Source organism: Kitasatospora sp. NPDC034533, from assembly GCF_055575155.1.
The window spans coordinates 116,218-141,612 of sequence record NZ_JBVITE010000010.1 but is presented as its reverse complement, the minus strand read 5'-3'; the positions used below and the strand labels follow the sequence as shown (position 1 = coordinate 141,612).

General features: G+C 73.9%; 25 protein-coding genes. 11 read left to right on the top strand and 14 right to left on the bottom strand.

Annotated features, from left to right (window positions below):
* The first annotated feature begins 300 nt into the window (after window positions 1–300).
* From modA to ACZ55U_RS10385, 3 genes are all read left to right on the top strand, one after another.
* The gene (gene modA / locus ACZ55U_RS10395) at window positions 301–1,152 is read left to right on the top strand and encodes a molybdate ABC transporter substrate-binding protein (RefSeq protein ID WP_465524533.1); all 852 of its coding nucleotides are present in this window, start codon (window positions 301–303) and stop codon (window positions 1,150–1,152) included.
* A 143-nt stretch (window positions 1,153–1,295) separates the two neighbouring features.
* Window positions 1,296–2,096, top strand: coding sequence for an ABC transporter permease (locus ACZ55U_RS10390; RefSeq protein ID WP_465524612.1), 801 nt, complete (start codon window positions 1,296–1,298; stop codon window positions 2,094–2,096).
* 117 nt (window positions 2,097–2,213) lie between these two features.
* Window positions 2,214–3,299, top strand: a complete 1,086-nt coding sequence (locus ACZ55U_RS10385; protein WP_465524531.1) for an ABC transporter ATP-binding protein — start codon at window positions 2,214–2,216, stop codon at window positions 3,297–3,299.
* Between the two features lie 174 nt (window positions 3,300–3,473).
* Here ACZ55U_RS10385 and ACZ55U_RS10380 read toward each other — a convergent pair whose 3' ends face one another.
* Window positions 3,474–4,181 carry a response regulator gene (locus ACZ55U_RS10380; RefSeq protein WP_465524529.1) on the bottom strand — a complete coding sequence of 236 codons (708 nt, stop codon included), beginning with the start codon at window positions 4,179–4,181 and terminating at the stop codon, window positions 3,474–3,476.
* Window positions 4,178–5,515, bottom strand: a complete 1,338-nt coding sequence (locus ACZ55U_RS10375; protein WP_465524527.1) for a sensor histidine kinase — start codon at window positions 5,513–5,515, stop codon at window positions 4,178–4,180. Before ACZ55U_RS10375 ends, ACZ55U_RS10380 begins: the two co-directional genes overlap by 4 nt.
* Before the next feature lie 362 nt (window positions 5,516–5,877).
* On the opposite strand from ACZ55U_RS10375, the gene ACZ55U_RS10370 reads away from it, so the two are divergent.
* The 3 genes from ACZ55U_RS10370 to ACZ55U_RS10360 all read left to right on the top strand — a co-directional run bounded on the left by ACZ55U_RS10370 (window position 5,878) and on the right by ACZ55U_RS10360 (window position 8,391).
* The gene (locus ACZ55U_RS10370; RefSeq protein WP_465524525.1) at window positions 5,878–6,795 is read left to right on the top strand and encodes an ABC transporter ATP-binding protein; all 918 of its coding nucleotides are present in this window, start codon (window positions 5,878–5,880) and stop codon (window positions 6,793–6,795) included.
* On the top strand, window positions 6,792–7,538 hold the full coding sequence (locus ACZ55U_RS10365; RefSeq protein ID WP_465524522.1) for a hypothetical protein: 747 nt from the start codon (window positions 6,792–6,794) through the stop codon (window positions 7,536–7,538). Before ACZ55U_RS10370 ends, ACZ55U_RS10365 begins: the two co-directional genes overlap by 4 nt.
* Before the next feature lie 118 nt (window positions 7,539–7,656).
* Complete coding sequence (locus ACZ55U_RS10360; protein ID WP_465524520.1) at window positions 7,657–8,391, top strand: hypothetical protein; 735 nt, start codon at window positions 7,657–7,659, stop codon at window positions 8,389–8,391.
* Window positions 8,392–8,587: 196 nt separating this feature from the next.
* On the opposite strand, the gene ACZ55U_RS10355 is transcribed toward ACZ55U_RS10360, so the two are convergent.
* The 4 genes from ACZ55U_RS10355 to ACZ55U_RS10340 form a co-directional block, all read right to left on the bottom strand.
* Window positions 8,588–9,496 carry a hypothetical protein gene (locus ACZ55U_RS10355; protein ID WP_465524518.1) on the bottom strand — a complete coding sequence of 303 codons (909 nt, stop codon included), beginning with the start codon at window positions 9,494–9,496 and terminating at the stop codon, window positions 8,588–8,590.
* Entirely contained in the window at window positions 9,493–10,014 is a 522-nt protein-coding gene (locus ACZ55U_RS10350) for a SigE family RNA polymerase sigma factor (RefSeq protein ID WP_465524516.1), read from the bottom strand. The genes ACZ55U_RS10355 and ACZ55U_RS10350 overlap by 4 nt, the downstream gene beginning before the upstream one ends.
* Before the next feature lie 238 nt (window positions 10,015–10,252).
* The gene (locus ACZ55U_RS10345; protein WP_465524514.1) at window positions 10,253–10,993 is read right to left on the bottom strand and encodes a peptidyl-tRNA hydrolase; all 741 of its coding nucleotides are present in this window, start codon (window positions 10,991–10,993) and stop codon (window positions 10,253–10,255) included.
* A gap of 150 nt (window positions 10,994–11,143) precedes the next feature.
* Entirely contained in the window at window positions 11,144–12,073 is a 930-nt protein-coding gene (locus ACZ55U_RS10340) for a hypothetical protein (protein WP_465524512.1), read from the bottom strand.
* 125 nt (window positions 12,074–12,198) lie between these two features.
* Between ACZ55U_RS10340 and ACZ55U_RS10335 the strand changes: the two genes are divergently transcribed.
* Together ACZ55U_RS10335 and ACZ55U_RS10330 are read left to right on the top strand one after the other, a co-directional pair.
* The gene (locus tag ACZ55U_RS10335; protein WP_465524510.1) at window positions 12,199–12,570 is read left to right on the top strand and encodes a YbjQ family protein; all 372 of its coding nucleotides are present in this window, start codon (window positions 12,199–12,201) and stop codon (window positions 12,568–12,570) included.
* Window positions 12,571–12,726: 156 nt separating this feature from the next.
* Entirely contained in the window at window positions 12,727–13,911 is a 1,185-nt protein-coding gene (locus ACZ55U_RS10330; RefSeq protein ID WP_465524508.1) for an NAD(P)-binding domain-containing protein, read from the top strand.
* 3 nt (window positions 13,912–13,914) lie between these two features.
* Here ACZ55U_RS10330 and paaE read toward each other — a convergent pair whose 3' ends face one another.
* From paaE to ACZ55U_RS10290, 8 genes are all read right to left on the bottom strand, one after another.
* Window positions 13,915–15,135, bottom strand: a complete 1,221-nt coding sequence (gene paaE / locus ACZ55U_RS10325; RefSeq protein WP_465524506.1) for a 1,2-phenylacetyl-CoA epoxidase subunit PaaE — start codon at window positions 15,133–15,135, stop codon at window positions 13,915–13,917.
* Window positions 15,136–15,804, bottom strand: coding sequence for a 1,2-phenylacetyl-CoA epoxidase subunit PaaD (paaD, locus tag ACZ55U_RS10320; protein ID WP_465524504.1), 669 nt, complete (start codon window positions 15,802–15,804; stop codon window positions 15,136–15,138).
* Window positions 15,798–16,736: a 1,2-phenylacetyl-CoA epoxidase subunit PaaC gene (paaC, locus tag ACZ55U_RS10315; RefSeq protein ID WP_465524502.1), complete on the bottom strand. Its 939-nt coding sequence runs from the start codon at window positions 16,734–16,736 to the stop codon at window positions 15,798–15,800. Before paaC ends, paaD begins: the two co-directional genes overlap by 7 nt.
* A gap of 13 nt (window positions 16,737–16,749) precedes the next feature.
* The gene (gene paaB, locus ACZ55U_RS10310) at window positions 16,750–17,067 is read right to left on the bottom strand and encodes a 1,2-phenylacetyl-CoA epoxidase subunit PaaB (protein WP_465524500.1); all 318 of its coding nucleotides are present in this window, start codon (window positions 17,065–17,067) and stop codon (window positions 16,750–16,752) included.
* Complete coding sequence (gene paaA, locus ACZ55U_RS10305) at window positions 17,064–18,062, bottom strand: 1,2-phenylacetyl-CoA epoxidase subunit PaaA (RefSeq protein ID WP_465524498.1); 999 nt, start codon at window positions 18,060–18,062, stop codon at window positions 17,064–17,066. Before paaA ends, paaB begins: the two co-directional genes overlap by 4 nt.
* A gap of 320 nt (window positions 18,063–18,382) precedes the next feature.
* A complete protein-coding gene (locus ACZ55U_RS10300) occupies window positions 18,383–19,747 on the bottom strand; it encodes a M20 family metallopeptidase (protein ID WP_465524496.1) in 1,365 nt (454 codons plus the stop codon).
* A 1,118-nt stretch (window positions 19,748–20,865) separates the two neighbouring features.
* Window positions 20,866–21,525 carry a response regulator gene (locus ACZ55U_RS10295; RefSeq protein WP_465524494.1) on the bottom strand — a complete coding sequence of 220 codons (660 nt, stop codon included), beginning with the start codon at window positions 21,523–21,525 and terminating at the stop codon, window positions 20,866–20,868.
* Between the two features lie 60 nt (window positions 21,526–21,585).
* Window positions 21,586–23,001: a sensor histidine kinase gene (locus ACZ55U_RS10290; RefSeq protein WP_465524492.1), complete on the bottom strand. Its 1,416-nt coding sequence runs from the start codon at window positions 22,999–23,001 to the stop codon at window positions 21,586–21,588.
* Between the two features lie 309 nt (window positions 23,002–23,310).
* On the opposite strand from ACZ55U_RS10290, the gene ACZ55U_RS10285 reads away from it, so the two are divergent.
* From ACZ55U_RS10285 to ACZ55U_RS10275, 3 genes are all read left to right on the top strand, one after another.
* The gene (locus ACZ55U_RS10285; RefSeq protein WP_465524490.1) at window positions 23,311–24,159 is read left to right on the top strand and encodes a class I SAM-dependent methyltransferase; all 849 of its coding nucleotides are present in this window, start codon (window positions 23,311–23,313) and stop codon (window positions 24,157–24,159) included.
* A gap of 50 nt (window positions 24,160–24,209) precedes the next feature.
* Entirely contained in the window at window positions 24,210–24,512 is a 303-nt protein-coding gene (locus ACZ55U_RS10280; RefSeq protein WP_465524488.1) for a GNAT family N-acetyltransferase, read from the top strand.
* 165 nt (window positions 24,513–24,677) lie between these two features.
* Window positions 24,678–25,265 carry a TetR/AcrR family transcriptional regulator gene (locus tag ACZ55U_RS10275; protein WP_465524486.1) on the top strand — a complete coding sequence of 196 codons (588 nt, stop codon included), beginning with the start codon at window positions 24,678–24,680 and terminating at the stop codon, window positions 25,263–25,265.
* Window positions 25,266–25,395 lie beyond the last annotated feature (130 nt).

The window sequence follows — 25,395 nt, the reverse complement described above, 5'->3', positions numbered from 1 at the left end:
AGCAACAACGAACAGATGACAGAAACTGAAATCTGTCATCTGAAATCCGTTAGCTGTCATCTGTCATCTGACATCCGTCCGCTGAACGCCCCCAGCCGCCGGCCTCCGCATCACCCCCACCAGGCCCGCGCGCCCCGCTCCCATAGCAGTGCGAGCACCCGCACCCGTCCCCGCCCTCGCCCCTGCAATGCCACAGGGGGTTCATCGCTCGCATGTGCGGCATTATGATCACCACAATGGCCGCACCTGCGACCGTTCCCTGCCGCCCGTCCCGGCGCGCATCCTGGAGGGGAAGCACCGATGAGCACCCGAACGACCACCACCCGCAGGCTCGCCGTCGCCGCCGTGGCGACCCTCCTCCTCGGCCTCGGGGCCACCGCCTGCGGCAGCGGCGGCGGCACGTCCTCCGGTTCCGCGGGCTCCGCCGCCGCCTCCCCGAACGCGTCCGCTGCCGGCGCCGGCAGCGTCCCGAAGGCCTCCGGCACCATCAGCGTCTTCGCGGCCGCCTCGCTCAAGGAGACCTTCACCGACCTCGGCAGGAAGTTCGAGGCCGCCAACCCCGGCACCAAGGTCACCTTCAACTTCGGCGGCAGCTCCAGCCTCGCCACGAGCATCAACTCCGGTGCCCCGGCCGACGTGTTCGCCGCCGCCAGCCCGGCGACCATGAAGACCGTGACGGACGCGGGCGGCGTCAGCGGACAGCCGACGACCTTCGTCAGGAACACGCTCACCATCGCCGTCCCCAAGGGCAACCCCAAGCACGTCACGGGCCTCAAGGACCTGACCGCCTCCGGTGTGAAGGTCGCCCTGTGCGCGAAGGAGGTGCCGTGCGGCGCCGCCGCCCAGACCGCGCTCAAGGCCGCCGGCCTCGACCTGACGCCGGTCACCCTGGAACAGGACGTCAAGGGCGCTCTGACCAAGGTCGAACTGGGCGAGGTCGACGCCTCCCTGGTGTACAGGACCGATGTGCGGGCCGATGCTGCGAAGATCGACGGCGTGGACTTCCCCGAGGCCGACAAGGCCGTGAACGACTACCCGATCGCCGCCCTCGCCAAGGCGCCGAACAAGGACGGCGCCGCCGCCTTCCTCGCCTACGTCCGGTCGCCCGAGGCCGAACAGGTGCTGACCGCCGCGGGCTTCCAGGCCCCGTGAGCGACCGCACCACCGGCGCCGGGGCGGACCGCCCGCACCCGGACCGCTCGGGCCCCGACCGCCCGCGCCCGCACCGCTCGGGCCCCGACCGCTCGGGCCCGGACCGGTCCGCCGGCGGCGGCCCGCCAGGGCCCGCGACGGCCCTGCCGCGCCGCCGCCCGCGCCCGCACCGCGTCCCGGTCACCCTGCTGCTCCCCGCGCTGCTCGGGCTGGCGTTCCTGGTCCTGCCGCTGGTCGGCCTGCTCGTCCGGGCGCCCTGGAGCAGCCTGTCCGAACAGCTCACCGGCACCGCCGTCTGGGACGCGCTGCGCCTGTCGCTGATCAGCGCCACCGCCGCCACCGCGGTGTCGCTGGTCCTCGGTGTCCCACTGGCCTGGCTGCTCGCCCGCACCGAGCTGCCGGGCCGGCGGCTGGTCCGGGCGCTGGTCACCCTGCCGCTGGTGCTGCCGCCGGTGGTCGGCGGTGTGGCCCTGCTGCTGGTGCTCGGGCGGCGCGGAATCGTCGGCTCCTGGCTGGACTCGGCGTTCGGCATCACGCTGCCGTTCACCACCACCGGGGTCGTGATCGCCGAGGCGTTCGTCGCGATGCCGTTCCTGGTGATCAGCGTCGAGGGCGCGCTGCGGGCCGCCGACCCCCGCTACGAGGAGGCCGCCGCGACCCTGGGCGCCTCCCGGCTGACCGCCTTCCGGCGGGTCACCCTGCCGCTGATCGCCCCGGGGATCGCCGCCGGAGCCGTCCTGGCCTGGGCCCGGGCGCTCGGCGAGTTCGGCGCGACGATCACCTTCGCGGGCAACTTCCCCGGCCGCACCCAGACCATGCCGCTGGCCGTCTACCTGGCCATGGAGTCGGACCCGCAGGCGGCGATCGCGCTGTCGCTGGTGCTGCTGGTGGTCTCCGTCGCCGTCCTGGTCGGCCTGCGCGACCGCTGGCTGTCGACACCGTGACCGCGACCATGCCCGTGACCGCGCCCGCGATCGCGCCCGGTGCACCCTCGGGGCCGCTCCCGTACGCCCGGACGCCGCTCCGGCGGCCCCACGAACTCCGCCTACCGTGACGAGCGAATGAGCGTGATGAGCACCGAGAGCCTTCCCGGCCCCGCCCTGGACGCCCGACTGCGGGTCGAGCGCGCCGCGTTCGCCCTCGACCTCGCCCTCACCGCCGCCCCCGGCGAGGTGGTCGCGCTGCTCGGCCCCAACGGCGCCGGCAAGTCCACCGCCCTGCGCGCCCTCGCCGGCCTGCTCCCGCTCACCGGCGGCCATCTTCGCCTGGACGGCCGCCTCCTGGAGGACCCGGCCCGGCGCGTGCACACTCCCGCCGAACAGCGGCCGGTCGGCGTGGTGTTCCAGGACTACCTGCTGTTCCCGCACCTCAGCGCGCTCGACAACGTCGCCTTCGGCCCGCGCTGCCAGGGCCGCCCCAAGCGCGAGGCGCGGGCCGAGGCGGCCGGCTGGCTGGAGCGGATGGGCCTGGCCGACCACGCCTCGGCCCGCCCCGGCCGGCTCTCCGGCGGGCAGGCCCAGCGGGTGGCGCTCGCCCGCGCCCTCGCCGTACGCCCCCGGCTGCTCCTGCTGGACGAGCCACTGGCCGCCCTGGACGCCCGCACCCGGCTCGACGTTCGGGCGCAACTGCGGCGCCACCTGGCCGAGTTCGAGGCGGTGGCGGTGCTGGTGACGCACGACCCGCTGGACGCCATGGTGCTGGCCGACCGGCTGGTCGTGATCGAGGACGGACGGCAGGTGCAGTCCGGCAGCCCGGCCGAGGTGGCGCGGCACCCGCGCACCGACTACATCGCCCGGCTGGTCGGGCTGAACCTGTACCAGGGCCTGGCCGAAGGCAGCCGGGTCACGCTCCCGGACGGCACCGTCCTGGCCACCACCGAGGAGCTGGACGGTCCGGCGTTCGTCGCCTTCCCGCCCTCCGCCGTGACGCTGTACCGGGAGCGTCCGCAGACCAACGCGCGCAACCTGTGGAAGGCCGAGGTCGCCGGGCTGGAGCTGCACGGCGACCAGGTCCGCGCCGAACTCGTCGGGGATCTGCCGATGGCCGCCGACCTGACCCCGGCCGCCGTCGCGGAGCTGGAGCTGGCGCCCGGCGCGGCCGTCTGGGCGTCGGTCAAGGCCACCCAGACCCACGCCTACCCCGCCTGACGGACCGCCCCGTCGGCGGCGCCGACTGCCGGTGCCCTCAGGCCGTTGCCCACACTCCGGTACCGCCCCAGCACGGTCCATCCGGCACCGTCATTCCGGCCCGGTCATCCCGACGCCCTCATCCCGACGTCCTCATTCGGACATCCTCGTCCGGACGCCCTCGTCCGGACGCCCTCATTCCGCCGGCTCGACGAACCCCGACTCGTACGCCGCGATCACCGCCTGGGTGCGGTCCCGCGCGCCCAGCTTCGCCAGCACACTGCTGACGTGCGTCTTCACCGTCTGTACGCCGAGGAACAGTTGCTCGGCGATCTCCCCGTTGCTGAGGCCCCGCGCAACCAGCCGCAGCACCTGCGCCTCGCGCTCGGTCAGCGCCGCCCGCTCCATGGCCGCGCGGGCGGTCGGGTTGCCCTGCCCGGCCGCCAGCCGGCGGATCGCGGCCGGGAACAGCAGCGACTCTCCCGCCGCCGCCAGCCGTACCGCGTGCGCGATCTCGGCCGGGCGGGCGCGCTTGAGCAGGAAGCCGTCGGCGCCCGCGCGCAGCGCCTGGTAGACGTAGTCGTCGTTCTCGAAGGTGGTGACGACCAGGATGCGCGGCGGCCGCTCCCCCGGTGCGCCGGGGCGCAGCAGTTCGCGGGTGGCGGCCAGGCCGTCCAGCACCGGCATCCGGACGTCCATCAGCACCACGTGCGGACGCAGCGCCCGGGCGAGGGCGACGGCCTGCGCGCCGTCCGCCGCCTCACCGACCACCCGCAGGTCTCCCTGCGCTTCCAGGACGGCCCGCAGGCCGGCCCGGACCAGTTCCTCGTCGTCGGCCAGCAGGATGTCCGTCACGCCGGCGGCTGCCCCGCCCCGACCCGCCGCATCGAGATCGTTCGTCACGAGCCCAAGCGTAGGGGCAGCCGGACGCTCAGCACCCACTCCCGGCCGCCGCCCTGGAGCGCCCCCGTCGCCGTCCCGGTCTCCGTCCCCGCTGTCCCCGCTGTTCCCCCTGTCCCCGTCGCTCCCGTCGCCCCCGCCGCTCCCGTCGCCCCCGCCGCTCCCACCGCTCCCGTCGCCCCCGCCGTCGCCTCGCCGCCGAGCAGCGCGGCGCGCTCACGGATGCCGCGCAGCCCCTTGCCGCCCTTGCGCGTTCCGCCCCTGGTCGGCCCCGCCCCGGACGGCCGTGCCGGACCGCCCGCCGAACGCCCGCCGCCGGACAGCCGGTTGGCGCAGCGCAGCTCCAACCATCCGTCCCGTACGGCGACCCGGATGTCGATCGGCTCGCCGGGCGCGTACTTGAGCGCGTTGGTGACGCCCTCCTGGACGATCCGGTACGACTCGCGGGAGAGCACCCCGGGCAGCGCGCCGGGCGGCACCTCGATCCGCGCCTCCACCGGACTTCCGGCCGCACGAACGGTGTCGAGGAGCGCGGGCAGCTGGTCGATGCCGGGCTGTTCGGTGGCCGTGCCGCCCGCTCCGGCCGGGGCCTCGCGCAGCAGGACGAGGGTGCGTTCGAGGTCCTCCATGGCCAAGCGGCCGGTCTCCTCGATGACTTCGAGCGCCTTGGCGACGAAGGCGGGGTCCCCGACCTCGCGCGCCGCACCCGCCTGGAGGACCGTCACCGTCAGGGCGTGGCCGATCGAATCGTGCAGCTCCCGGGCCAACCGGTTGCGTTCCAGCAGCCGTTCGGCCCGCAGCTCCGCCTCGGCCAGTCGCTCCACCGGCGACGGACCCAGCAACCTCACGGCCATGGACAGTTGGAGGCGGCCGGCGAGGACCAGGAACCAGCCGAAGCCGAGCACCGGCAGCGGGGAGAACGGGAGGTACCAGAGCGCGTCCGGGCCGGTCAGCCGGTCGTAGCAGGCGACCGATCCGAAGGACAGCACGAATCCGGCCACCGAACCGAGCCCGACCCGGCCGATCAGCCAGGCCGCCGTGCGCCGCCGGTCGGCCCAGGTACGGGAGGGCTCGGTGGCGATGTCCTCCTCGCGGTCGGGCACCAGCAGCAGCCGCGCCTGCACCCCTTCGGCCCGCCGCGCCGCCGGGATGAGGGCGACCGCCGCGAGCAGCACGCAGTCGACCGGGACGGCCGCCATCAGGATCTCGCCGAGGCCCTTGCGGTACGTTCCCGGATAGACCATCAGCACGACGCCCGCGAAGATCCACCCGACCAGCAGGTGCAGCAGTCGCGCGTACGTGACCCCGGCCACCAGCGGCGCGACGAGCCTCCGCACCGCGTTCCCCGGCGTCGGGCCTCCAGGCGTCGGGTTTCCCAGCGTCGACCCGCCCAGCGTCGGCCTGCCCGGCACCAGGCTCCCCGGCCCCGCACTCCCAGGGCCCGCACTTCCCGGAGCGCCGGTTCCGAACACCGTGCTCCTGAACGCCGCGATCTTGGACATGGCGCCATCCTGCCAGCCCAGGGCGGTCGCCGGGTCCCGCCCCGGTCGCCCGCGCCCTCCCTCCCGGGAGGGAGACCGCTCCCCGCCCCGGCGGGATCCGCCGCCCCCGCCCGCTCCGGTCGAATGGAGCCACCGCCCGGGGCCGACCACGGCCGGCCCGGCGGAAGCCACCGACGACGAGACGAGGGGAGCGGGCCGTGATCGAGATCCAGGGCCTGACCAAGGAGTACGACGGCCGGCGCGTCGTCGACGACCTGACCTTCGAGGTCCGACCCGGCGTGGTGACCGGTTTCCTCGGCCCGAACGGCGCCGGCAAGAGCACCACCATGCGCCTGATCCTCGGCCTCGACCGGCCGACCGCCGGACGTGCGCTGGTCGACGGCCGGCCGTACCTCGAACTCCCGGCCCCGCTGCGGACGGTCGGAGCGCTGCTGGACGCCCAGGCACTGCACGGCGGCCGGACCGCGCACGGCCACCTGCGCTGGCTCGCCGCGAGCAACGGGCTGCCGCAGCGCCGGGTCGACGAGGTGCTCGGCCAGGTCGGCCTGACGGAGGCCGCCGGGCGGCGGATCCGGGGCTTCTCGCTCGGCATGCGCCAGCGCCTCGGGGTGGCCGCCGCGTTGCTCGGAGACCCACCGGTGCTGCTGCTGGACGAACCGGTGAACGGCTTGGACCCGGAGGGCATCCGCTGGATCCGCACCCTGCTGCGCGACCTGGCCGCCGAGGGCCGGGCGGTGCTGGTCTCCTCCCATCTGATGACCGAAATGGCGCTGACCGCCGACCACTTGGTGGTGATCGGGCGCGGCCGGCTGCTCGCCGACGCTGCCACCACCGCGTTCATCGACCGCCACGGCCGGGCCAGGATCCGGGTCCGCGCCGTCGACCCGACCAAGCTCGCCGCCCTGCTCGGCGACCCCGCCCACGGCCTCGACGCCACCGAAGTCGGCGGCGGCACCTGGGAGGTGAGCGGTGCCGAACCCGAGCGGATCGCCGCGCTCGCCGCCGCCAACGGCGTCGTGCTGTACGAGATCGCCGTGCAACGGGACTCCCTGGAGGAGGCGTTCATGCGGATGACGGCCGACAGCGTCGAGTACCGCGCGGAGGCCGCCGCATGAACGCGCCGCTTTCCGCCGTCCACGCCCTGCGCGCCGAACGGATCAAGCTCACCACCCTCCGCTCGCTCTGGATCACCCCGCTGCTCGCCCTCGCGCTCTCCGTCGGCGGCACCGCCGCCGTCGGCGCCGCCCTCGGGGACAAGGACCACAGCATCACCGACGACCCGAGCGTCGGTGTCTTCTACGGGCTCAACTTCGGCCAGGCAGCGCTGATCTGCTTCGCCGTCCTGCTGATCGGCCAGGAGTTCAACACCCGCATGATCGACGTGTCGCTCACCGCCGTCCCCCGGCGCGGCCGGCTGTACGGCGCCAAGCTGACGCTCGGCGCGCTGGTCGGGCTCACCGTCGGCGCCGTCGGCACGGCGGGTGCCTTCGCCGGGTACGCGACCACCGTCCCCGCCGAGTGGGACGGGCCCGCCTTCGTTCGCTCCGCCGTCGCCGGAGTGCTCTACCAGACCATGCTGGTGGTGCTCTGCCTCGGGACGACCGCCCTGCTGGGCAACCTCACCGCCGCCATGGGGCTCCTGGTCCCGTCCCTCTTCCTGCTCTCGCCGCTGCTCAGCGGCGTCCCCGGGGTCCGTCTCGTGGTCCAGTTCCTGCCCGACCGGGCCGGCCAGTACGCGCTGCGCTACGCCGACGACCCGAAGGTCGCGTACGGCCACTGGACCGGACTGCTGATCATGGCGCTCTGGACGGCCCTGGCCGCGTACGGCGGTCTGCGCGCCCTGCGAGGTGCCAAGTGAGCCCGGGCGAACGGAAGACGGGACGCGGTCGATGACGGACAGGAGGCCGGAGATGGGAACGCCGGGGACGGGGACGCGGGAGACTGTGGCGCCGGGGACGCGAGCGACGACGAGCACAGTGGCCGATGCCCTGCGCGCCGAACGGATCAAGTTCACCACGCTGCCCTCGCAGTGGGCGGCGCCACTGGTCGCCCTGGCACTGACCGTCGGCGTCACGGCGGCCGTCAACGCCGCCTACGGGGTGAAGGACCACACCCCCGGCGAGGACCCGGCCGGCGGGATCTTCTACGGGCTGCTGTTCGGCCACGTCGCGGTGGCCTGCCTCGGCGTCCTGCTGATCGGGCAGGAGTTCAACACCCGCATGATCGGCACCTCGCTCACCGCCGTCCCCCGGCGCGGCCGGCTGTACGGCGCCAAGCTCGCGCTCGGCGCCGGGCTGGGCCTGCTGCTCGGGCTGGCCTCGACGGCGGGTTCGTTCCTGGCAGTCGCCACCACCGTCGGCCTGGACTTCTCCACCCCGGGCCTGGCCCGCAGCTTCCTGGCCGGGGTGCTGTACCACCCGATGATGGTGCTGCTCTGCCTCGGGCTGACCGCGATGCTGGGCAACCTGAGCGCGGCACTCGGCCTGCTGACCCCGATGGTGTTCCTGGGCACCACCTGGCTGGCCGCCATCCCCGGTGTCCGCGAACTCGGCCAGTTCCTGCCCGACCGGGCCGGCCTGTACGCGACCCGCACCCAGGCGGAGCCGGGCATCCACTACGGCCACTGGACCGGACTGCTGATCATGGCGCTCTGGACGACCCTGGCGGTCTGCGGCGGCCTGCGGGCGATGCGCCGGTACGAGCACAGCTGACCGCGCCCAGGGGGCGGGCGGCGAACAGATGACAAAAAACAGATGACGGATGACAGCTGACAGATTTCGAAATCTGTCAGCTGTCAGCTGTCCGCTGTCCGCTGTCCGCTGTCCGCCGCCACCCCGCTACCGCAACGCCGGATGCTCCGCGATCACGGTGCACCCGAAGCCAAGCGAGGACGTGACCAGTGGTTCCTCACGCGCACGCGGCGTCGATCTTTCCGTTCTCGTCGAGATCGATCGGGAATCGGTGACCGTCGCTGAGCGTCATGCTCCACCCATGGCGCAGAGTCGCCGAGGTGGGATCGTCCGCGAACCAGAACACTGGAGTGTCGGTGAAGCAGGTGCCGGCGGTGGCGCCCCCGCGTGATCGCAACGCCGCGCTCAGGAACTGCCCGGCCAGGTGCGGGCGCAGCGAGGAGTCGCCGGACCGGACGGCTGCCACGAGACCGCCGTAGAAGCCGTTGACGCTCGGGTCGTCACCCCGGCCCGACGTGGTGTCGGCCTTGCAGGTCAGCGAGCGCACTGTGCCCGAACCGTCGAACTCGAGCGAGGCGACCTTGCCGAACGGCTGGTCGCCCTGGTACAGCCGGATCTCGCTGGCCGCCAGCACGCCGTCGACCGCGGCTCCACAGGTCACCCCGCGCGAGTCGGTGCCCCAGATCCGCCGATACGTGTCGGCGTCGGCGAACAGGGCCGCCACCGTGTCGAGGTTCACCTCGGCACGGGTCGCCGGATTCTGGTAGCGCAGGGCGGCGGTGTAGAGCGCACGCGTCGTCTCCGAGGGATCGGCGGACGGAACCGATTTGGCAGGGGGCTGGGGCGAGGGGGTGTCCGGCAGGGAAGAAGCCCAGGAGGACGGCGCGGCGGCAGGCGCCTGCACCCCGGACGAGCCGCCCCCGTGCCTCGGCTGAGTCGCGAACGCGGCGCCCAGCGCCACCACGGCCAGAGCCGCGGCCACGCCGGCCGCGCCGACCGCCAGGCGGCGACGGCGACGCCTCACCGCTGCGACGAGCCCGTCCGCCTCGTACGCACGGGGAGGAAACTGCGCCGCGCGGTCGCGCATGGCCGCGGTCAGTTCGCCCTCCAGGTCGAAGTCCTTCATTTGGCCCCTCCCGAAGATGTGTGATGGGTGTTCCGGTCGACGGTCGACCGGAGTTTCGCCAGTCCACGGCTCGCCTGGGAGCGCACGGTACTGGCCGAGATGTTCATCAGGCCGGCGATCTCCGTGTCGCTGAGATCCTCGAAGTACCGCAGCACCAGGACGGTCCGCATGCTGGTCGGCAGGGTCTGGAGCGTGCGCATCAGCTCGTCCCGCAGGTCCACGCCCTTGTACGGATCGACCCGTCCACCACCGACGTCGTCATGGAGCTGTGCCTCCGGGTGCCTGCGCTGCCTGCGCCAGCCGTCGTTGGCGAGGTTCACCAGGATCCTGCGTGCGTACGCCTCGGGCACCTCCGCGGAGCGAACCCGTCGCCAATGCCGGTAGACCCGCTCCAGCGTGGACTGCACGAGGTCGTCGGCCGCATGAGGCTCCCCGGTGAGGAGCAGCGCGGTTCTGAACAGCGCCGCCGACCGCGCTCGGACGAACGACGTGTAGCCCTCGACGTCACTTCCGCGCATCGGAGACCCTCGGCACGTGGTTCCTCGACATGGCCGCCCCCCCTTCTGGAGCCGCTCTGGCCCCTTCCACCGACCTGACGCGGGGCGTTCCGGCGCTGCTGCACGCAAGGGGCGTCCGTGACCCAAGCGTTACCGCTCGATCGCCGGGCGGGGTGAGCTGACATGTACCGAGCGGGAACGGCTGAGGCCGCCTCCTGTCCCGTGAGCAACAGGCGTCGTGGCGGTCAGCGCGGTGCGATCACGGGCGCCGAAGGGCCGGGGTGGAGCAGTAGCGCGTACCGCCTTCGAAGGCGACAGTCGGCCCGGGCGCGATCTCGGTGAAGCCCGCGTCATGGACCACCGGGAGTCCGCTGTGGACGAGTTCCTGCCACGTTTGCGGCGAGGCCGTCCGGACGGCGAGCGGGAAGCCGGCCTCCGCCCATTCCTTGCGCTGTGCCTCGTCCAGCCGCCACCAGGCGAGCTGAGCGGCGTGCCCGGTCTGCGCCATCGTCTTGCCCGCGCTCATCTCCAGCTCCGGGTTCAGCCAGAGCACCGGCAGGCCCGGCTCGGGGGCGCCGATCTCTGCCGTCTCCTCCAGGTCCGTCCCCGACACCTGGAGCTTGGCGAGTTCCTTGGGCCAGCCGTCCAGCGGGATCGGCGGGAACACCCGCACCTCCGCCTCCCTGCCGTGCACCGTGACGCCCGGCAGCTCGCCCGCCCGGCGCCACTCCCCGCCCCGCGCCCGCCGGACCACCTTGCGGATCCGGGCGTCCTCCCACGCGGCGACCCGCTGCGCCCACTCCCCGTCCGCCTCGGTCACCCGCGAGTCGGCCAGCAGGGTGAGCACCGCCCGCGCCGAGGTCTCCAGCGCGTCCGTCCGGCCCGGCGGAGTGGCCCGCTCCAGCCGGACGACCAGCGGCAGCACGTACTGCGGCCGCGCGTCACGGTCCTCGGGCTCCCGGACGTCGGCGGAGTCAGCGGGGTCGACGGAGTCGGCCACGGGAGCGGGGTTCTGGGGCGTGGGAGTCGGGGCACCGGAAGCAGAAGTCACCCGTCCAGGATGCCAGCCCCGCCCCGGCGGACCGGGCCCGCCCCGTTCGGCACAGGCCCGGGACGGCACAGGCCCGGAGCGGAACGGGAGCAGGGCCCGTCAGCGCCGGTAGCCGCGCTGCGGGTCCCGCTCCTCCGCATCCTCGTACATCAGGAACCAGCCCTCGGGGTGGGTGGCCGCCAGCAGGACCTCCGTCCGCTGCTCCGCCCCCAGCTCCGGATCCCCGTCGTCCGGCCCGTACACGCCGAACAGCTCGTCCTGGCAGCCGTCCCAGTCGTAGTCGTAGAGGTCGGCCGGAAGGTCGCCCATCATGTCCGCCACCGATTCGGGCTGCGCACCGAGCAGCGCCCGGGCGTCCACCAGGGCCATCCGCAGTGCGATCTCCTCGGCCAGGCAGCGCGGCAGCGGCCACTCGCCGAGCGCGAGGTCGTCGGCGAGGTCGTCGAAGGCCCGGGCCATCGCGCGGCGCCAGCCCCGGTGCAGCTGCCAGGTGCGCTGGGGCAGCCGGGAGAAGACCGTCCAGTCGGCGTCCTCGGCCTCGACGACCGGCTCGTCGCCGTGTTCTTCGAAGTCGTCGTAGGCGGCGTCGGCCAGGCCGATCAGCTGGGCGTGCAGCAGACAGGCGGTGCGCGGGGTGAGCCTCCAGTCGGCGCCCGCGCCGCCGTCCTCCTCGTCGCCGTCCAGGGGGAACAGGTCGGCGAAATCCGGCGTGAAGTCCTCGGTGACGCTGATCTCCAGCGTGCCGCCGATCGCCTCGACGCCGGGGATGGCGGCCACCAGCCGGTCCGGGTGCAGCAGTGCGCCGAGCGCCGCGTTGGCGTCCTCGGCGACCTCGCGCAGCAGTTCACGGCGCTGACCGGCCGGGTCGATGCCCTCGAAGTCCAGTTCCTCGACCGCTCTGATCGCGGCCGCCCGCAGGGCCGGCCAGTCATTGATCCGCAGGCCCAGCACCACCGTCGCCTCGATCTCCTGCGCGCCGGAGTCCTCCGCCGCGCCCGGCCCCTGTGGATGATCGCTTCGCTCGCCCATGGGGCTAACGGTACGGCTTTTCGGTCCTCCGATCACCGGTCCGGAGCAGCTTCCGAAAGCGATCTCGGCCACCATCCGGCCCCGCCTCGATCACCCGGACGCAGGAACTTGGCAGGATGTGACCCATGGCTGATATCAATGAGTACGGCGGCGGGCAGCGCCCGAACGCCGACGTCCTGGTCGTGACCACCAACGACATCCCCGGCTTCCGGGTCGACCACGTGATCGGCGAGGTCTTCGGGCTGACCGTCCGCAGCCGCCACATCGGCAGCCAGATCGGTGCCGGTCTGAAGTCGCTGATCGGCGGCGAGCTGCGCGGTCTGACGAAGACCCTGGTCGAGAGCCGCAACGAGGCCATGCAGCGACTGGTCGAGCAGACCAAGGCGCGCGGCGGCAACGCCGTCCTGATGATGCGCTTCGACGTCACGGAGGCCGCCGACGTCGGCACCGAGGTCTGCGCGTACGGCACCGCCGCGGTGGTCTCCCCGGCCGCCTGACGCCCCTCGCCCTCAGCGCCACCACCCCTGCGTACCGCTGCCCCACCGCACCACTGACGGGTCCTCGGCGGCGGGAACAGTCTTCGGCCCCCCTGATGTTTCACGGGCGTGACTGTTTACGGTGCAACCAATGGCGCTCTCCGGCGCGTACGGCGCGTGGACGTCCTGGTGGTGGGCGCCGGGCAGGCAGGCCTGTCCGCCGCCTACCACCTGCGCCGCCGCGGCTTCGCCCCCTACCGGGCGGACGTCGACGGCGGCTTCGTCGTGCTCGACGCCGACGCCGCACCCGGCGGCGCCTGGGCGCACCGCTCGCCGTCCCTGCGGATGGAAACCGTGCACGGCGTCCACGACCTCCCGGGCGAGGAGCTCCCGCCGCCGGACCCACAGGCCCCCGCACGTGAGGTGGTGCCGGAGTACTTCGCGGCGTACGAGGCCCGGCACGCGCTCCCGGTCGTACGCCCGGTCACGGTGCGCGCCGTACGCGCCGAGTCCGAGCGCCCGGACTCCCGGCTGCTGGTCGAGACCGACCGCGGCACCTGGTCGACCCGCGCGCTGATCAACGCCACCGGCACGTGGACCCGCCCCTTCCTCCCCCACTACCCGGGCCACTTCGCCGGTCGCCAGCTGCACTACGCCGAGTACCGGGGCCCCGAGGAGTTCGCCGGCGAGCGCGTGCTGGTGGTGGGCGGCGGCGCCTCGGCGATCCAGGTGCTGTCGGAGGTGGCCGCGGTCGGCGAGACGGTGTGGGTCACCCGCTCCGAGCCCGTCTACCACGACGGACCGTTCACCCCCGAGTACGGGCGCGCGGTGGTCGCCAAGGTCGAGGAGCGGGTCCGGCAGGGCCTGCCGACGCTCAGCGTGGTGGGCGTGACCGGACTCGGCCCGACCGTCGCCCTCCGGCGTGCCGAGGAACTGGGAGCGCTGCACCGCCGGCCGATGTTCGACCGGCTGACCGAGCGCGGGGTCGCCTGGGGCGAGGAGGAACTGGCGGTGGACTCGATCGTCTGGGCGACCGGTTTCCGGCCCGAGGTCGGCCACCTCGCCCCGCTCGGGCTGCGCTCCCCCGGCGGCGGCATCGCGCTCTCCGGCACCCGCGCCACCGCCGACCCCCGCGTCCACCTGGTCGGCTACGGCCCGTCCGCCAGCACCGTGGGCGCCAACCGGGCCGGGCGGGCGGCCGTCAACGACCTGGTCAAGCTGCTCGGGGACCCGAAGCTCGCCGCCCCTGCGGCCGGGGAACCGACGGCCGAGGATCCGGCGTTCGGGGAACCGACGGCCGGGGAAGCAGCGGCAGGCGAACGGACGGCCGGAGCCCCGGTGAGGGAGCCGGCCGCCGTCTGAGGCTCAGCGGTCGTAGTCGACGGTCACCCGGTCGGTGACCGGGCGGGCCTGGCAGGTGAGAACGTACCCGGCCGCCAGTTCCTTCTCCTCCAGCGCGAAGTTGCGGCGCATCTCCACCTCGCCCTCGGTGACCAGGGCGCGGCAGGTGCCGCAGACCCCGCCCTTGCAGGCGAACGGCAGGTCGGGGCGGGAGCGCTGGGCACCGTCCAGGATCGAGCGGTCGCGTGGGAGGGAGAGGGTGCTGCCGCGTCCGTCGAGGACGACGGTGACCTCGCTGTGCGCGCCCGCCGGGGCGTCGGAGGTGCCGTCCGTCCGGTCCCAGTCCTCGTCGCGTTCCGGCAGCGGCTCGTCCTCGGCGTGGAACAGCTCCTGGTGCACCCGCTCGCCCGGGACCTCCAGCTCGGCGAGCAGGTCCTTCGCGCCGGCGACCATCCCGAACGGACCGCACAGCCACCAGTGCCCGACGCTCCCGACGTCCACCAGCGCCGCCAGCAGCGCCCGTACCCGGTCCGGGTCCAGCCGGCCGCTGAGCAGTTCGGCGTCCCTGGTCTCCCGGGAGAGGACGTGGACCAGCTGGAAGCGACCGAGGTAGCGGTCCTTCAGGTCGGCCAGCTCGTCCGCGAACATCACGGTGTCGCTGCGCCGGTTGCCGTAGAGCAGGGTGACGGTGGAGCTGCGGTCGGCGGCCAGCACGGAGGCGGCGATCGACAGCATCGGGGTGATGCCGGAGCCGGCCGCCAGCAGGACGTGGTCGGCGGGGACGCCGAGCTCGGGGGTGAACAGGCCGGAGGGCGTCAGGACCTCCACCTCCTCGCCGGGCCGGGCCTCGCGCACCAGCCAGCGGGAGAACAACCCGCCCGGCACCTCCCGGACGGCGATCCGCAGCGGCCCGCCGACCGGGGAGCAGATCGAGTAGGAGCGGCGCTCGTCGGCGCCGTCCACCAGCTTGCGCACGGTCAGGGTCTGCCCGGGGCGGAAGGCGTACTCCCGCGCCAGCTCGTCCGGCACCGCGAAGGTCACCGCGACGGCGTCCTCGCAGAGCCGCTCGACCCGGTCGATCCGCAGCCGGTGGAAGCTCGGACGGCGGGCCGGGCGGATGCCGGAGGACACCTCGCCGACCGGGTCGGACCCGGTGTCGGCGGCGGAAGCGGCAGCAGCGGCGGGACCGGCGGCGGAAGCGGCAGCAGCGACGGGGCCGGCGGAAGCGGCAGCAGCGGCGGGCATTCAGATCTCCTTGACGCGTTCGAACGGCTCGCGGCAGGCCCGGCAGCGCCAGAGCGCCTTGCAGGCGGTGGAGCCGAAGCGGGACAGCTCCTCCGTGTCGGTGCCGCCGCAGCGCGGGCACGGTACGGCCGCCGACGCGGCCGCGATCACAGCTGCGGCTTCGGCCTCGGTTCCGGCCGTGCTTCCGACCGCGATCGCGGTCCGGGTCGGGCCGAGGGTGAGCGCCACCGGGCCGGTCCCGGCAGCGGCGCTCCTCCCGGCAGCGGTGGTGGGCCGCGGTGGGGCGATGCCCGCCTCGGCCAGCTTGCGGCGGCCCTCGGCGGTGATCAGGTCGGTGGACCACGGCGGGTCCAGCCGCAGCCGCACCCGCACGTCCGGGTAGCCGGCCGCGCGCAACCGGCGGTCCACGTCCGCGGCCATCTCTGCGACGGCCGGGCAGCCCGAGTAGGTCGGGGTCAGCCAGGCGGTGACCGTGCCGCCGGAGCCGTCCACCTCGACCTCGGCCAGGACGCCCAGGTCCGCCAGGGTCAGCATGGGCAGCTCCGGGTCCGGGACGGCCGAGGCGACCGCCCAGGCCAGGTCCCGGGTGGTGGGACCGGTCGTGCCGGTCGTGTCGGTCGTGCCGACGGCGCCGCCCGTACCCGTCACGCCCGTCGTGCCGGTCACCATGTCGCCCCCGGGTGGGCTCGGGCCACCACCTGGAGTTCGGCGAGCAGCGGGCCGAGCGCCTCGGTGTGCACGCCGTCGCGGCCGGCCCGGCCGAGGACGGTGGCCAGCGGCGGCACGTCCGGCACCGTCAGCCCGGCCTCGGCGAGGACGGCGGTGAGCGAGTCCAGCACCGGTTCGCGCAGGGTCGCCGGGTCGACGCCCGCCCGCAGCTCCACCGGGTGCGCTGTGAACAGTTCCTCCAGCAGCGGCCAGACGGCGTCCAGCCCGGCCTGCATCCGCTCGGCGGAGTACGGCGTGCCGTCGCCGAGGCGCAGCGTCCAGGCGGCGGCGTACTCCCGGTGGTACGCCAGCTCCTTGACGCCGCGGGCGGCCACCGCGGCCAGCACCGGGTCCGGGTGCGCGCTCAGCGCCTCGTACAGGGCGCCGCGCGCGGTGGAGAAGAGCAGCAGCCGGGCGATCGAGTACGCGAAGTCGCCGTTCGGCGTCTCGACCAGGCGCACGTTGCGGAACTCGTGCTCCTCGCGCCAGTACGCCAGGTCGTCCTCGCTGCGGCCGGTGCCGTCCGCCTGGCCGGCCCGGGTGAGCAGCAGGCGGGCCTGGCCGAGCAGGTCGAGGCCCAGGTTGGCGAGCGCGACCTCCTCCTCCAGCTCGGGCGCCCGGGTGCACCACTCGATCAGCCGCTGGGCGAGGACCAGCGCGTCGTCGCCCAGCATCTGGCAGTAGGCGGCAAGGTCAGCGCCGTCCAGGCCGGCCGGCAGGGCGGTGTCCACGCCGAGCAGGGGGTCGGCGAAGCCCGTCCCGTACGCCCAGCGGCCCTCGCCCTCGGGGCCGGGGGCGGCGTCGGCGAGGCTGAGGTAGACGTGGTCGTCATCGCCGGGGCCGGTACCGGTACCAGGGCCGAGGCCGGTGGTGGACGTGGTGTGGTCGTGCACGGTGGCTCCCCCGTCAGATGTGCGGGACATCCTCGGGGATGTCGTAGAAGGTCGGGTGGCGGTAGACCTTGTCGCCGCTGGGCTCGAAGAACGGGTCGCGCTCGTCGGGGGTGGAGGCGGTGATCGCGTCCGAGCGGACCACCCAGAGGCTCACGCCTTCGTTGCGGCGGGTGTACAGGTCGCGGGCGGCGAGCAGGGCCATCCGGTCGTCGGAGGCGTGCAGCGAGCCGACGTGGACGTGGTTCAGCCCGCGCCGGGGGCGCACGAACACCTCGTACAGCGGCCAGCCGGTCTTGGACCCGGCCGGGGTGGCGGTCTGGGGCTCGGTCACTTTGCGTTCTCCTGTTCCGTGGCGGGCTGCCGGGCGGACCGCTCCGCGGTGCGCTTGGCCGCGTAGGCGGCGGCCGCCTCGCGCACCCAGGCTCCGTCCTCGTGGGCGGCGCGGCGGCGGTCGATCCGCTGGGCGTTGCAGGGGCCCTGGCCGTGGATCACCCTGGTCAGCTCCGACCAGTCCGGTTCGCCGAAGTCCCAGCCGCCGCGTTCCTCGTTCCAGCGCAGTTCGGGGTCGGGGAGGGTGACGCCCAGGTGCTCGGCCTGCGGGACGGTCATGTCGACGAAGCGCTGACGCAGTTCGTCGTTGCTGTGCCGCTTGATCCGCCAGGCCATCGAGCGGGCGGTGTTCGGCGAGTCGGCGTCGGAGGGGCCGAACATCATCAGGGACGGCCACCACCAGCGGTCCACCGCGTCCTGGACCATCCGGCGCTGGGCGTCGGTGCCGCGCATCAGCGTCATCAGCAGCTCGTAGCCCTGGCGCTGGTGGAAGGACTCCTCCTTGCAGATCCGCACCATCGCCCGGGCGTACGGACCGTAGCTGCACCGGCAGAGCGGGACCTGGTTGCAGATCGCGGCGCCGTCCACCAGCCAGCCGATCACGCCGACGTCGGCGAAGGTGAGGGTCGGGTAGTTGAAGATCGAGGAGTACTTCTGGCGGCCGGAGATCAGCTTCTCGGTGAGCTCGGCGCGGTCGACGCCCAGGGTCTCGGCGGCGGCGTAGAGGTAGAGGCCGTGGCCGGCCTCGTCCTGGGCCTTGGCGAGCAGGATGGCCTTGCGGCGCAGGGACGGCGCCCGGGTCAGCCAGTTGCCCTCGGGCTGCATGCCGATGATCTCGGAGTGGGCGTGCTGGGCGATCTGGCGGATCAGGGTGGCCCGGTAGGCGTCGGGCATCCAGTCCCTGGGCTCGATCCGCTGCCCGGCGGCGACGACCGCCTCGAACCGGTCCTCCGGCGTCTGCGCGGGGACCGCCTCGGCCACCTCTGCTGTCACCACGGTCCCCTCTCGTGTCCTGCTCCGGCTGCTGCCGTGCTTGTCGGCGCTGCCCGGTCGGCCTCGGCCTGGGTCCGGCCCGGGCGCCGACCGACTGACCGTTCGGTCGGTACCATTCTGCGGGGCGGGGCGGAGGGATGGCAAGGCGCGGGACGGATAACGGATAACAGCTGACAGATTTCAGAATCTGTCAGCTGTTATCCGTTACCTGTTATCTGTTATCCGTTACCTGTGAGCCGCCATCGCCGGCTGTCGCCTGAGCGTTGCTCTCCGCCCGGTCGTCGGCCCCCAGCGGCTCACCGTTCATTCCCCTACGCCCTGTCTCACCCCTCCCCACGGTCACGCAGCCTCGGCAGGGGCACGGCGAGCAGCGCCGCCAGCAGGGCGACCCGGGGCGCGATCTGGTCCAGCCGGATGTACTCGTGGCGGGCGTGGGCCCCGGCGCCCACCGCGCCGAAGCCGTCCAGGGTCGGAAGCCCGCGCGAGCCCGGCAGGTTCGTGTCCCCCGCCCCGCCCGCCGGAGCGCCGTCCAACTGCTGCCCCAGTACCGCGGCGAGCGAACGCACGTGCCGCAGCAGCGGATTGCCGGTCCGCTCGGGCCAGGCCGGACGGCTGGACAGCACCTCCGTACGGACCCTGGCCCCCGGGCGGAGCGCGGTGAGCCGGGCCAGGTTGTCGAGCGTGCGGCGCTGCGCTTCGGCCGTGGCGAACCGAAGGCCCAGCTCGGCCTCGGCCCGACCGGCGACCACGTTGGCGCGCGAACCGCCCCTGATCCGACCGGCGTTGAGTTCGGTGCCGGGCTGACCGGCGAGGTCGCGCACGCGTACCAGCTGGTCCACCAGCTCGTCGACCGCGGACACCCCGTCGTGGGCGTCGTTGCCCGCGTGCGCCTCACGGCCGGTCACGGTGAGCCGCACCCGGGTGCTGCCGCGTCGCGCGGTCTTCAACCGCCCGTCGGGGTGCGGCGGTTCGAGCCCCAGCACCGCCGCGGCGCCCCGCAGGTGGCGCTCGACCAGGTTCCGCCCGTCCGGGCTGCCCACCTCCTCGTCGGAGACCACGACCAGTCGCACGGCCCGGTGCGGACGTTCGCCGAGGTCCGCGAGCAGCGCCAACGCGCCCTCCAGGACGGCGAGTCCGCCCTTCATGTCGACCACACCGGGACCGGTGAGCCGGCCTTCCTGTTCGGTCACCGGCCAGTCCGCGAGGGTGCCGACCGGCCAGACGGTGTCGTGGTGCCCGACGATCAGCAGGTGCGGCAGGGTCTCGTCCCGGCCCTCCCACTCCAGCACGAGATGGTCCCCGGCGGGCCCTGGTTCGCGCCGGGCGGTGGCGCCGGTGGCACAGTAGCCGTCGGCCAACTCCTCTGCCAGGGCGTTCAGTCTGGGCACGTCCCCACTCGGGGACTCGATCCTCGCCAGGTCGGCGCAGCGGCGCCGCACCGCGCCGGCGAGGGTCCGGGCACAGGCGCTGATCGCCTGCGGCACACCGGGCAGCGCCGTGGTGGTGGCGGGTCCGGCGGTGGCAGGTGGAGCCGGTGGTGTCGTGCTCTTCACCACGGCGGTCGCCGTCACCGCGGCCTTCGCCATCGCGCTCGTCGCGGCGACGGTCTTGGTGAGGGCGGACTTCGTGAGCGCGGATTGCGCGGCTGCGGCCTTCGCGACAACGGTCTTCGCCGCGACGGCCTTCACCGCACCGGCCGTTGCCCCACCGGCCGTTGCCGGGCCCGCCGGGGAAGCGGCAGCGGCAACGCCTGCCGGAGCCGCGGTGGCAGTCGCCGTGCCGGCGCCCACCGCAGCGGTTCCCGTGGCCGGGGCGACGGACGCGGTCGCGGTGATGGTCGCGGCGGCGGTGGCAGTGGCGGTTGCGGTTGCGGTGGCCCCGGCGGCAACCGCGTGGGCCTCGCTGTCGAGGGCGGCCGGGACAGTGGACGGGGCCGGGTCGGGTTCGGCGGCGGCGCCCGGTACGGCGGGCGACCCGACGACCTGGGGACTCAACGCTCGCCTCCGCGGCCGCCGCCGGTATTCAGCGGCCGAACCGGCCGGCCCGCCCCGCCCGGGCACCAGGCCCAGCCGAACCGCACCAGTCGTCCGGCACGATGGACGGCCCAGCCGGTCGGCCCGTGTGGCCCAACTACGGTGGGACGGCTGGGCGGCATGCTTGGCATCGGTGTCCTCCTCGCTCGATCCGGTGGCCCCGGTCCGCCCGGAGCCCCGTGGACGGCGGCCTCCTGACAGCGGCCGCAGTAGCCGGACCGCCGCAGGGAAGCCGAGATGTGAGCCTAGAAGAACCGTTCGGTTTCCTGCGAGGTGGCCCTGCTCCCAGCGTGCCGGTACCGGGCCCCGCTTCGGACGCCGCCCGTCCGCGACCGGCACGGGCGCTCAGCGCGCGGGCCTGGATCGGCGCGCGGGCGCGGTCGCCGGATCGCGCCCATCTCCACCATGGACCCGCCGCCCGAGTTCGGCAGCGCAAACGGCCAAGCCGCGTCATTTCCACGCCGGATGGGTGACAGCCGCTCAGCAGGCGATACGAACCGGGGGCACGCGGCGGCTCAGGGAAGTCCGGTTCGACGCCCACCCCGGTCCCGAGCCGACGTCCGGGGAACAACCGTGTGACCAGTGGACGGTACCGTGCCCCCTCGAACCCCGATGTGCCCCCGTCGAACCCCGGTGTGCCCTGCCGAGCCCCGGCGTGCCCCGGCTGCCGCCCGGGCGCGGCACGACGGCCGCGAGTGCGGCAGCCGGGGCGGTCCGGTGCCGAGGCCGAGGCCGGTGCCGAGGCCGAGTGCGGCCGGCACCGGCCGCCCGCCTCAGCCGGCGTCGCCCACCAGCCCCGCATCCCGTGCCAGCAGCGCCGCCTGGACCCGGTTGCCGACGCCGAGCCCGGTCAGGATGCGGCTGACGTGCGCCTTGACGGTGCTCTCGCGCATCCCGAGCACGCCCGCGATCTCGGCGTTGGAGAGCCCGTCGGCGAGTTCGCGCAGCACGTCGGTCTCACGCGGGGTGAGCCCGGCGACCCGATCGCGGGCGGCCAGTGACCGGGGCGCCCCGGCCCGGTGGTAGCGGTCGATCAGCCGGCGGGCGGCCGCCGGATGCAGCATCCCCTGCCCGCCGGCGACGACGTGGACGGCCCGGGCGATCTCCGCGGGCGGGGTGTCCTTCAGCAGGAAGCCGTCCGCCCCGGCCGCGAGCGCCTGGTACACGTACTCGTCCAGGTCGAAGGTGGTGAGGGCGATGACCCGCGGGCCGTCGGGGAGTTCGCGCAGCCGCCGGGTGGCGGCGATGCCGTCGAGCCGGGGCATCCGGATGTCCATCAGCGCGACGTCGATCCGCCGGCTGCCCGCGAGTTCGACGGCTTGCAGCCCGTCGGCGGCCTCGGCGACCACCGTGAGCTCAGGGTCCTGGGTCAGGAGATCGACCAGGCCGAGGCGGACGAGCGCGTCGTCGTCGACCACCATCGTCCGGATCATGCGGCGCCCCTTCGGTTTCTGCTTCGGCCGTTGCTCCGGCCGCCGTTCCGATTGTGCCGGTCACTCCGGTGCCTGCTCTTGCGGCCCCGCCGACTTCGGCTGTTCCGGCGGCTTCGGTGGCTTCGTCATCTGCACCCTTCGCGCTCCTTGTCCCCCTCCCCGTGACTGCCGCGCCCCCGGCATCGTCCTCTGCCCCGGCCGCAGTGGTATCGCTCGCCCCGGATGTGGGATCGGGCCATCGCCACGGGCGGGAGCCGGCTCGGGCACCGTCTGCGGTGGGCGGTCCGGCGCGGGCAACCGGGCGGAGAGCCGGAAGCCGCCGCTGCCGTCCGGGCCCGCGTCGAAGTGGCCGCCGAGGGCGCCGACCCGTTCGGCCAGCCCCACCAGCCCGTACCCGCCGCCGGAGCACTGCCCCTCCGGCAGTGCCTCGCCGGGGCCGTTGCGGACCTCCACCGTCGTCGCCGGTGCCCCGTAGCCGACCCGGACGGTGACGGACGCGGCATGGGCGTACTTACGGGCGTTGGTGAGCGCCTCCTGGACCAGCCGGTGCACGGCCAGGCGGTGGGTGGTCGGTACGGTCTCCGGGTCCCCGGAGAGGGCGAGTTCGACCTGCTGCCCGGCCTGCGTCGCCTCGTCCACGAGCTCGGTGAGGTCACGCAGGGCGGGGGCGGGAACGGGCGCGGCCCCTGCGGGCCCGGACGGCGGATCGGTCTCCACGGCCGGCCGGGCCGGTGACGAGTCGGCCCGCAGTGCGCCGAGGACGTCGCGCAGGTCGTCGAGCGAACGGGCGGCGGTGGTGCGCAGCAGTTCGAGGCGGTGGGCGAGCCGGTCCGGATCGGCGGCGACGGTACCGGCCCGGGCCTGGTCGCGCAGCACCCCGGCGTGCAGGACCAGGAGGCTGAGGCGGTGGGCCAGCACGTCGTGCATCTCCCGGGCGATCCGGGCGCGTTCGGCGGCCCGGGCCTGTTCGGCGCGCAGCTCGCGCTCGCGGCGCAGCGCGTCGACCTGCGCGTGCAGGGTGCGGATCAGCACCCTTCTGCCGTGCAGCCAGAGCCCGACCGCCAAAGTGGCAGCCTGGACCAGGAGTTGGGATCCGGTGGTGCCGGCCCACTCGACCAGCGAGTCCGCACCGGCAGCGCTGACCACCGCGATGACCGCGCCGCAGACCATCGCCGGGCCGGTCCGGCCGAGGTGGGCGAGGTGGAAGACGCTGAACAGGCCGGGGTAGGCCCGGTTGAACAGCCCGCCGGTGAGCACCGGCAGCACGGCCGCGGCCACCGGGTAGCGGCGGGCGAAGAGCAGCGAGAGCGAGGCGAGCACGACGAGGACCGTGCGCGGTAGGCGCAGCGGCCCGTCGGAGTGCAGCCACTGGAAGAGGCCTTCCTCGGCGGCGAGGGCGAGCACGCCGAGCAGCAGCAGCGTCTCGGTCCACGGGCGGCGGTCCGGGCCGTACCAGCCGAGCAGGCTCCTGCGCATGACGTTCCTCCTCTTCCTCGCTCCGAGGGCCTTCCGCACTCGCGCCGCGTGTTGCGCCGCGTGTCGCCTGTTCGCCGTTGCCTGTTGCTCCCGCTCCTCGCCCCTTCGGGCTCCTCGTTCCTCGCCCTCGTGCACTGCTCCTTGTCCGTTGTCCGTGGCCCGTTGTCCGGCTTCCGAGGCTTGATGCTAGGGGTGCCCGGCCTCGGAGCGCCCCTGCCTTTCGGGCTACCGCACCCTCGACTTTCGTCGGGGGTGCGCGCCACTGACCGGCCGATTCGCGGTGGCTCGGCGCTGCCTAGCGTCGACGGCATGACCAACGAACGCCTTCACCACCGCCCCGATTGCCTTGCCGTCCAGCGGAGTTCACCCGCCGGTGGCGACCACCTGCTGTTCCTCGCCGAGGCCCTGCGCACCTTTCACGACACCGGCGCGCTGGCCCCGAGCGGCCCGGAGCTGGTGAACGCGCTGGCAGTGCCCGTCACCAGCCGCCCGAACCGTCCGATCTCGGTGCTGGAGGTCGGCGCCGGCACCGGCGTGGTGACCCGTCGGCTGGCCCAAGTCCTGCGCCCGGGCGACCGGTTGCACGTCGTCGAGGCGAACCAGCGGTTCGCCGACTGCCTGCGGGAGGATCCGGTGCTGGCCGCGCGACACCCGGGGGTCGAGCTGCGGCTGTCGGCCTGCCGGGTCGAGGAGCTGCCGGAGGACGGTGCCCAGCGGTACGACGTGATCGTGTCCGGGCTGCCGTTCACCAACTTCGAGCCCGCACAGGTCCGCGATCTCCTCGACCTCTACCTGCGGCTGCTGGCACCCGGCGGAGAGCTGACGTACTTCGGGTACCTCGGCACGACGGCGGCGCGCATCCTCACCGCGGGCCCCCGACGGGGCGCCCGTCACCGCGCGGTGGTGCGACTGCTGCGCCGGTTCGAGGCGGCGTACGGTCTGGGCGAGCGCACGGTGTGGCGCAATGTGCCGCCCGCCCGCGCCCACCTGCTGCGGGCCCCGGGCGGGCGCGAGACCTGGGCGCCGACCGGGAGCGTCACCGCCGCACCGACGGGCGCCGCGCGCGAGGCGGACGAGCCGACGGGTGAGGGTCCGGAGCAGCCGACGGGCGGATCGGCAGGCGAGTCGACGAACGGGTCGGCCCCGGTCGCTCGATGATGGACCGGGGCCGGAACCGGCTCCGATTCTCCGACGGCGAGGAGCCGCACATGACCCTCTCGGTACGTGACGTGGAAGCCCGGAACCGTTTCGAGGCCTGGGAGGACGACAAGTCGGCCGGCTTCGCCGAGTACCTGCGCAGCGAGCAGCTGGTGGTCTACCCGCACACCGTGGTCGACCCCGCATTCGAGGGCCGGGGCATCGGCAGCGCCCTGGCCCGAGCCGCCTTGGACGACGCCCGCGCCCGTGGCCTGGCCGTGCTGGCCACGTGCCCCTTCATCAAGGGCTGGATGCTCCGCCACCCCGAGTACGCCGATCTCGCGTACGAGAACCGCAGCCGGGTCGCCGACTGACCGCCGCTGAGCGTAATCCGGAGAGCTGTCACCTGTCGAACAGATGACAATCGACAGATTTCAACTTTCAGATAACAGACGACAGCGAACAGATTTTGAATTCTGTTCGCTGTCGTGCCATAGTGGCACACCCACTCCGACCGAGCGACCCCAAGGACGGACCACGTGACCACGGACACCGCACTCACCGCCGACCAGATCCTGATCGCGGCGGAGGACGTCCTGCGGCGGTTCGGCCCGGCCAAGGCCTCCGTCGTGGACGTCGCCCGCGTCCTCGGCGTCAGCCACAGCAGCGTCTACCGCCACTTCCCCAGCAAGACCGCGCTGCGCGAGGCGGTCACCCGGCGCTGGCTCGACCAGGCGCACTACGAGCTGGAGACCATCTCCACCGGCGCCGGCTCCGCCTCCGAGCGACTGCACCTCCTGCTGACGGCCCTGTTCGCGGCCAAGCGGAAGAAGGCGCTGGACGACCCGGAGCTGTTCGCCACCTACAGGGTGCTGGTCGAGGAGAACAGCACCCTGGTGGCCGCCCACATCGACACGCTGGTCGACCAGGTCTCCAACATCGTCGCGGACGGCATGGAGAGCAAGGAGTTCAAGCTCGCCCACATCCGGAACACCGCCCGCGCCGTCCTCGACGCCACCTGCCCCTTCCACGACCCGGTCTACGCCTCCACCTGGCCCGACCCCGCGACCCACGACCGCTTCGAGGTCGTCTGGAAGCTCATCCTCGGCGGCCTGCAGGCCAAGTGACGCGCATGAAGTGACGGGGTGCCCCGGTACGGGGACGGGGGGTGCCCCCAGGTACGGGGATGGGCGCGGTGACCGCCCGCCCCCGTGGCGCGGCGCCGGCCGGCGGAGGGAAAACCGCTCGCCGGCGCCG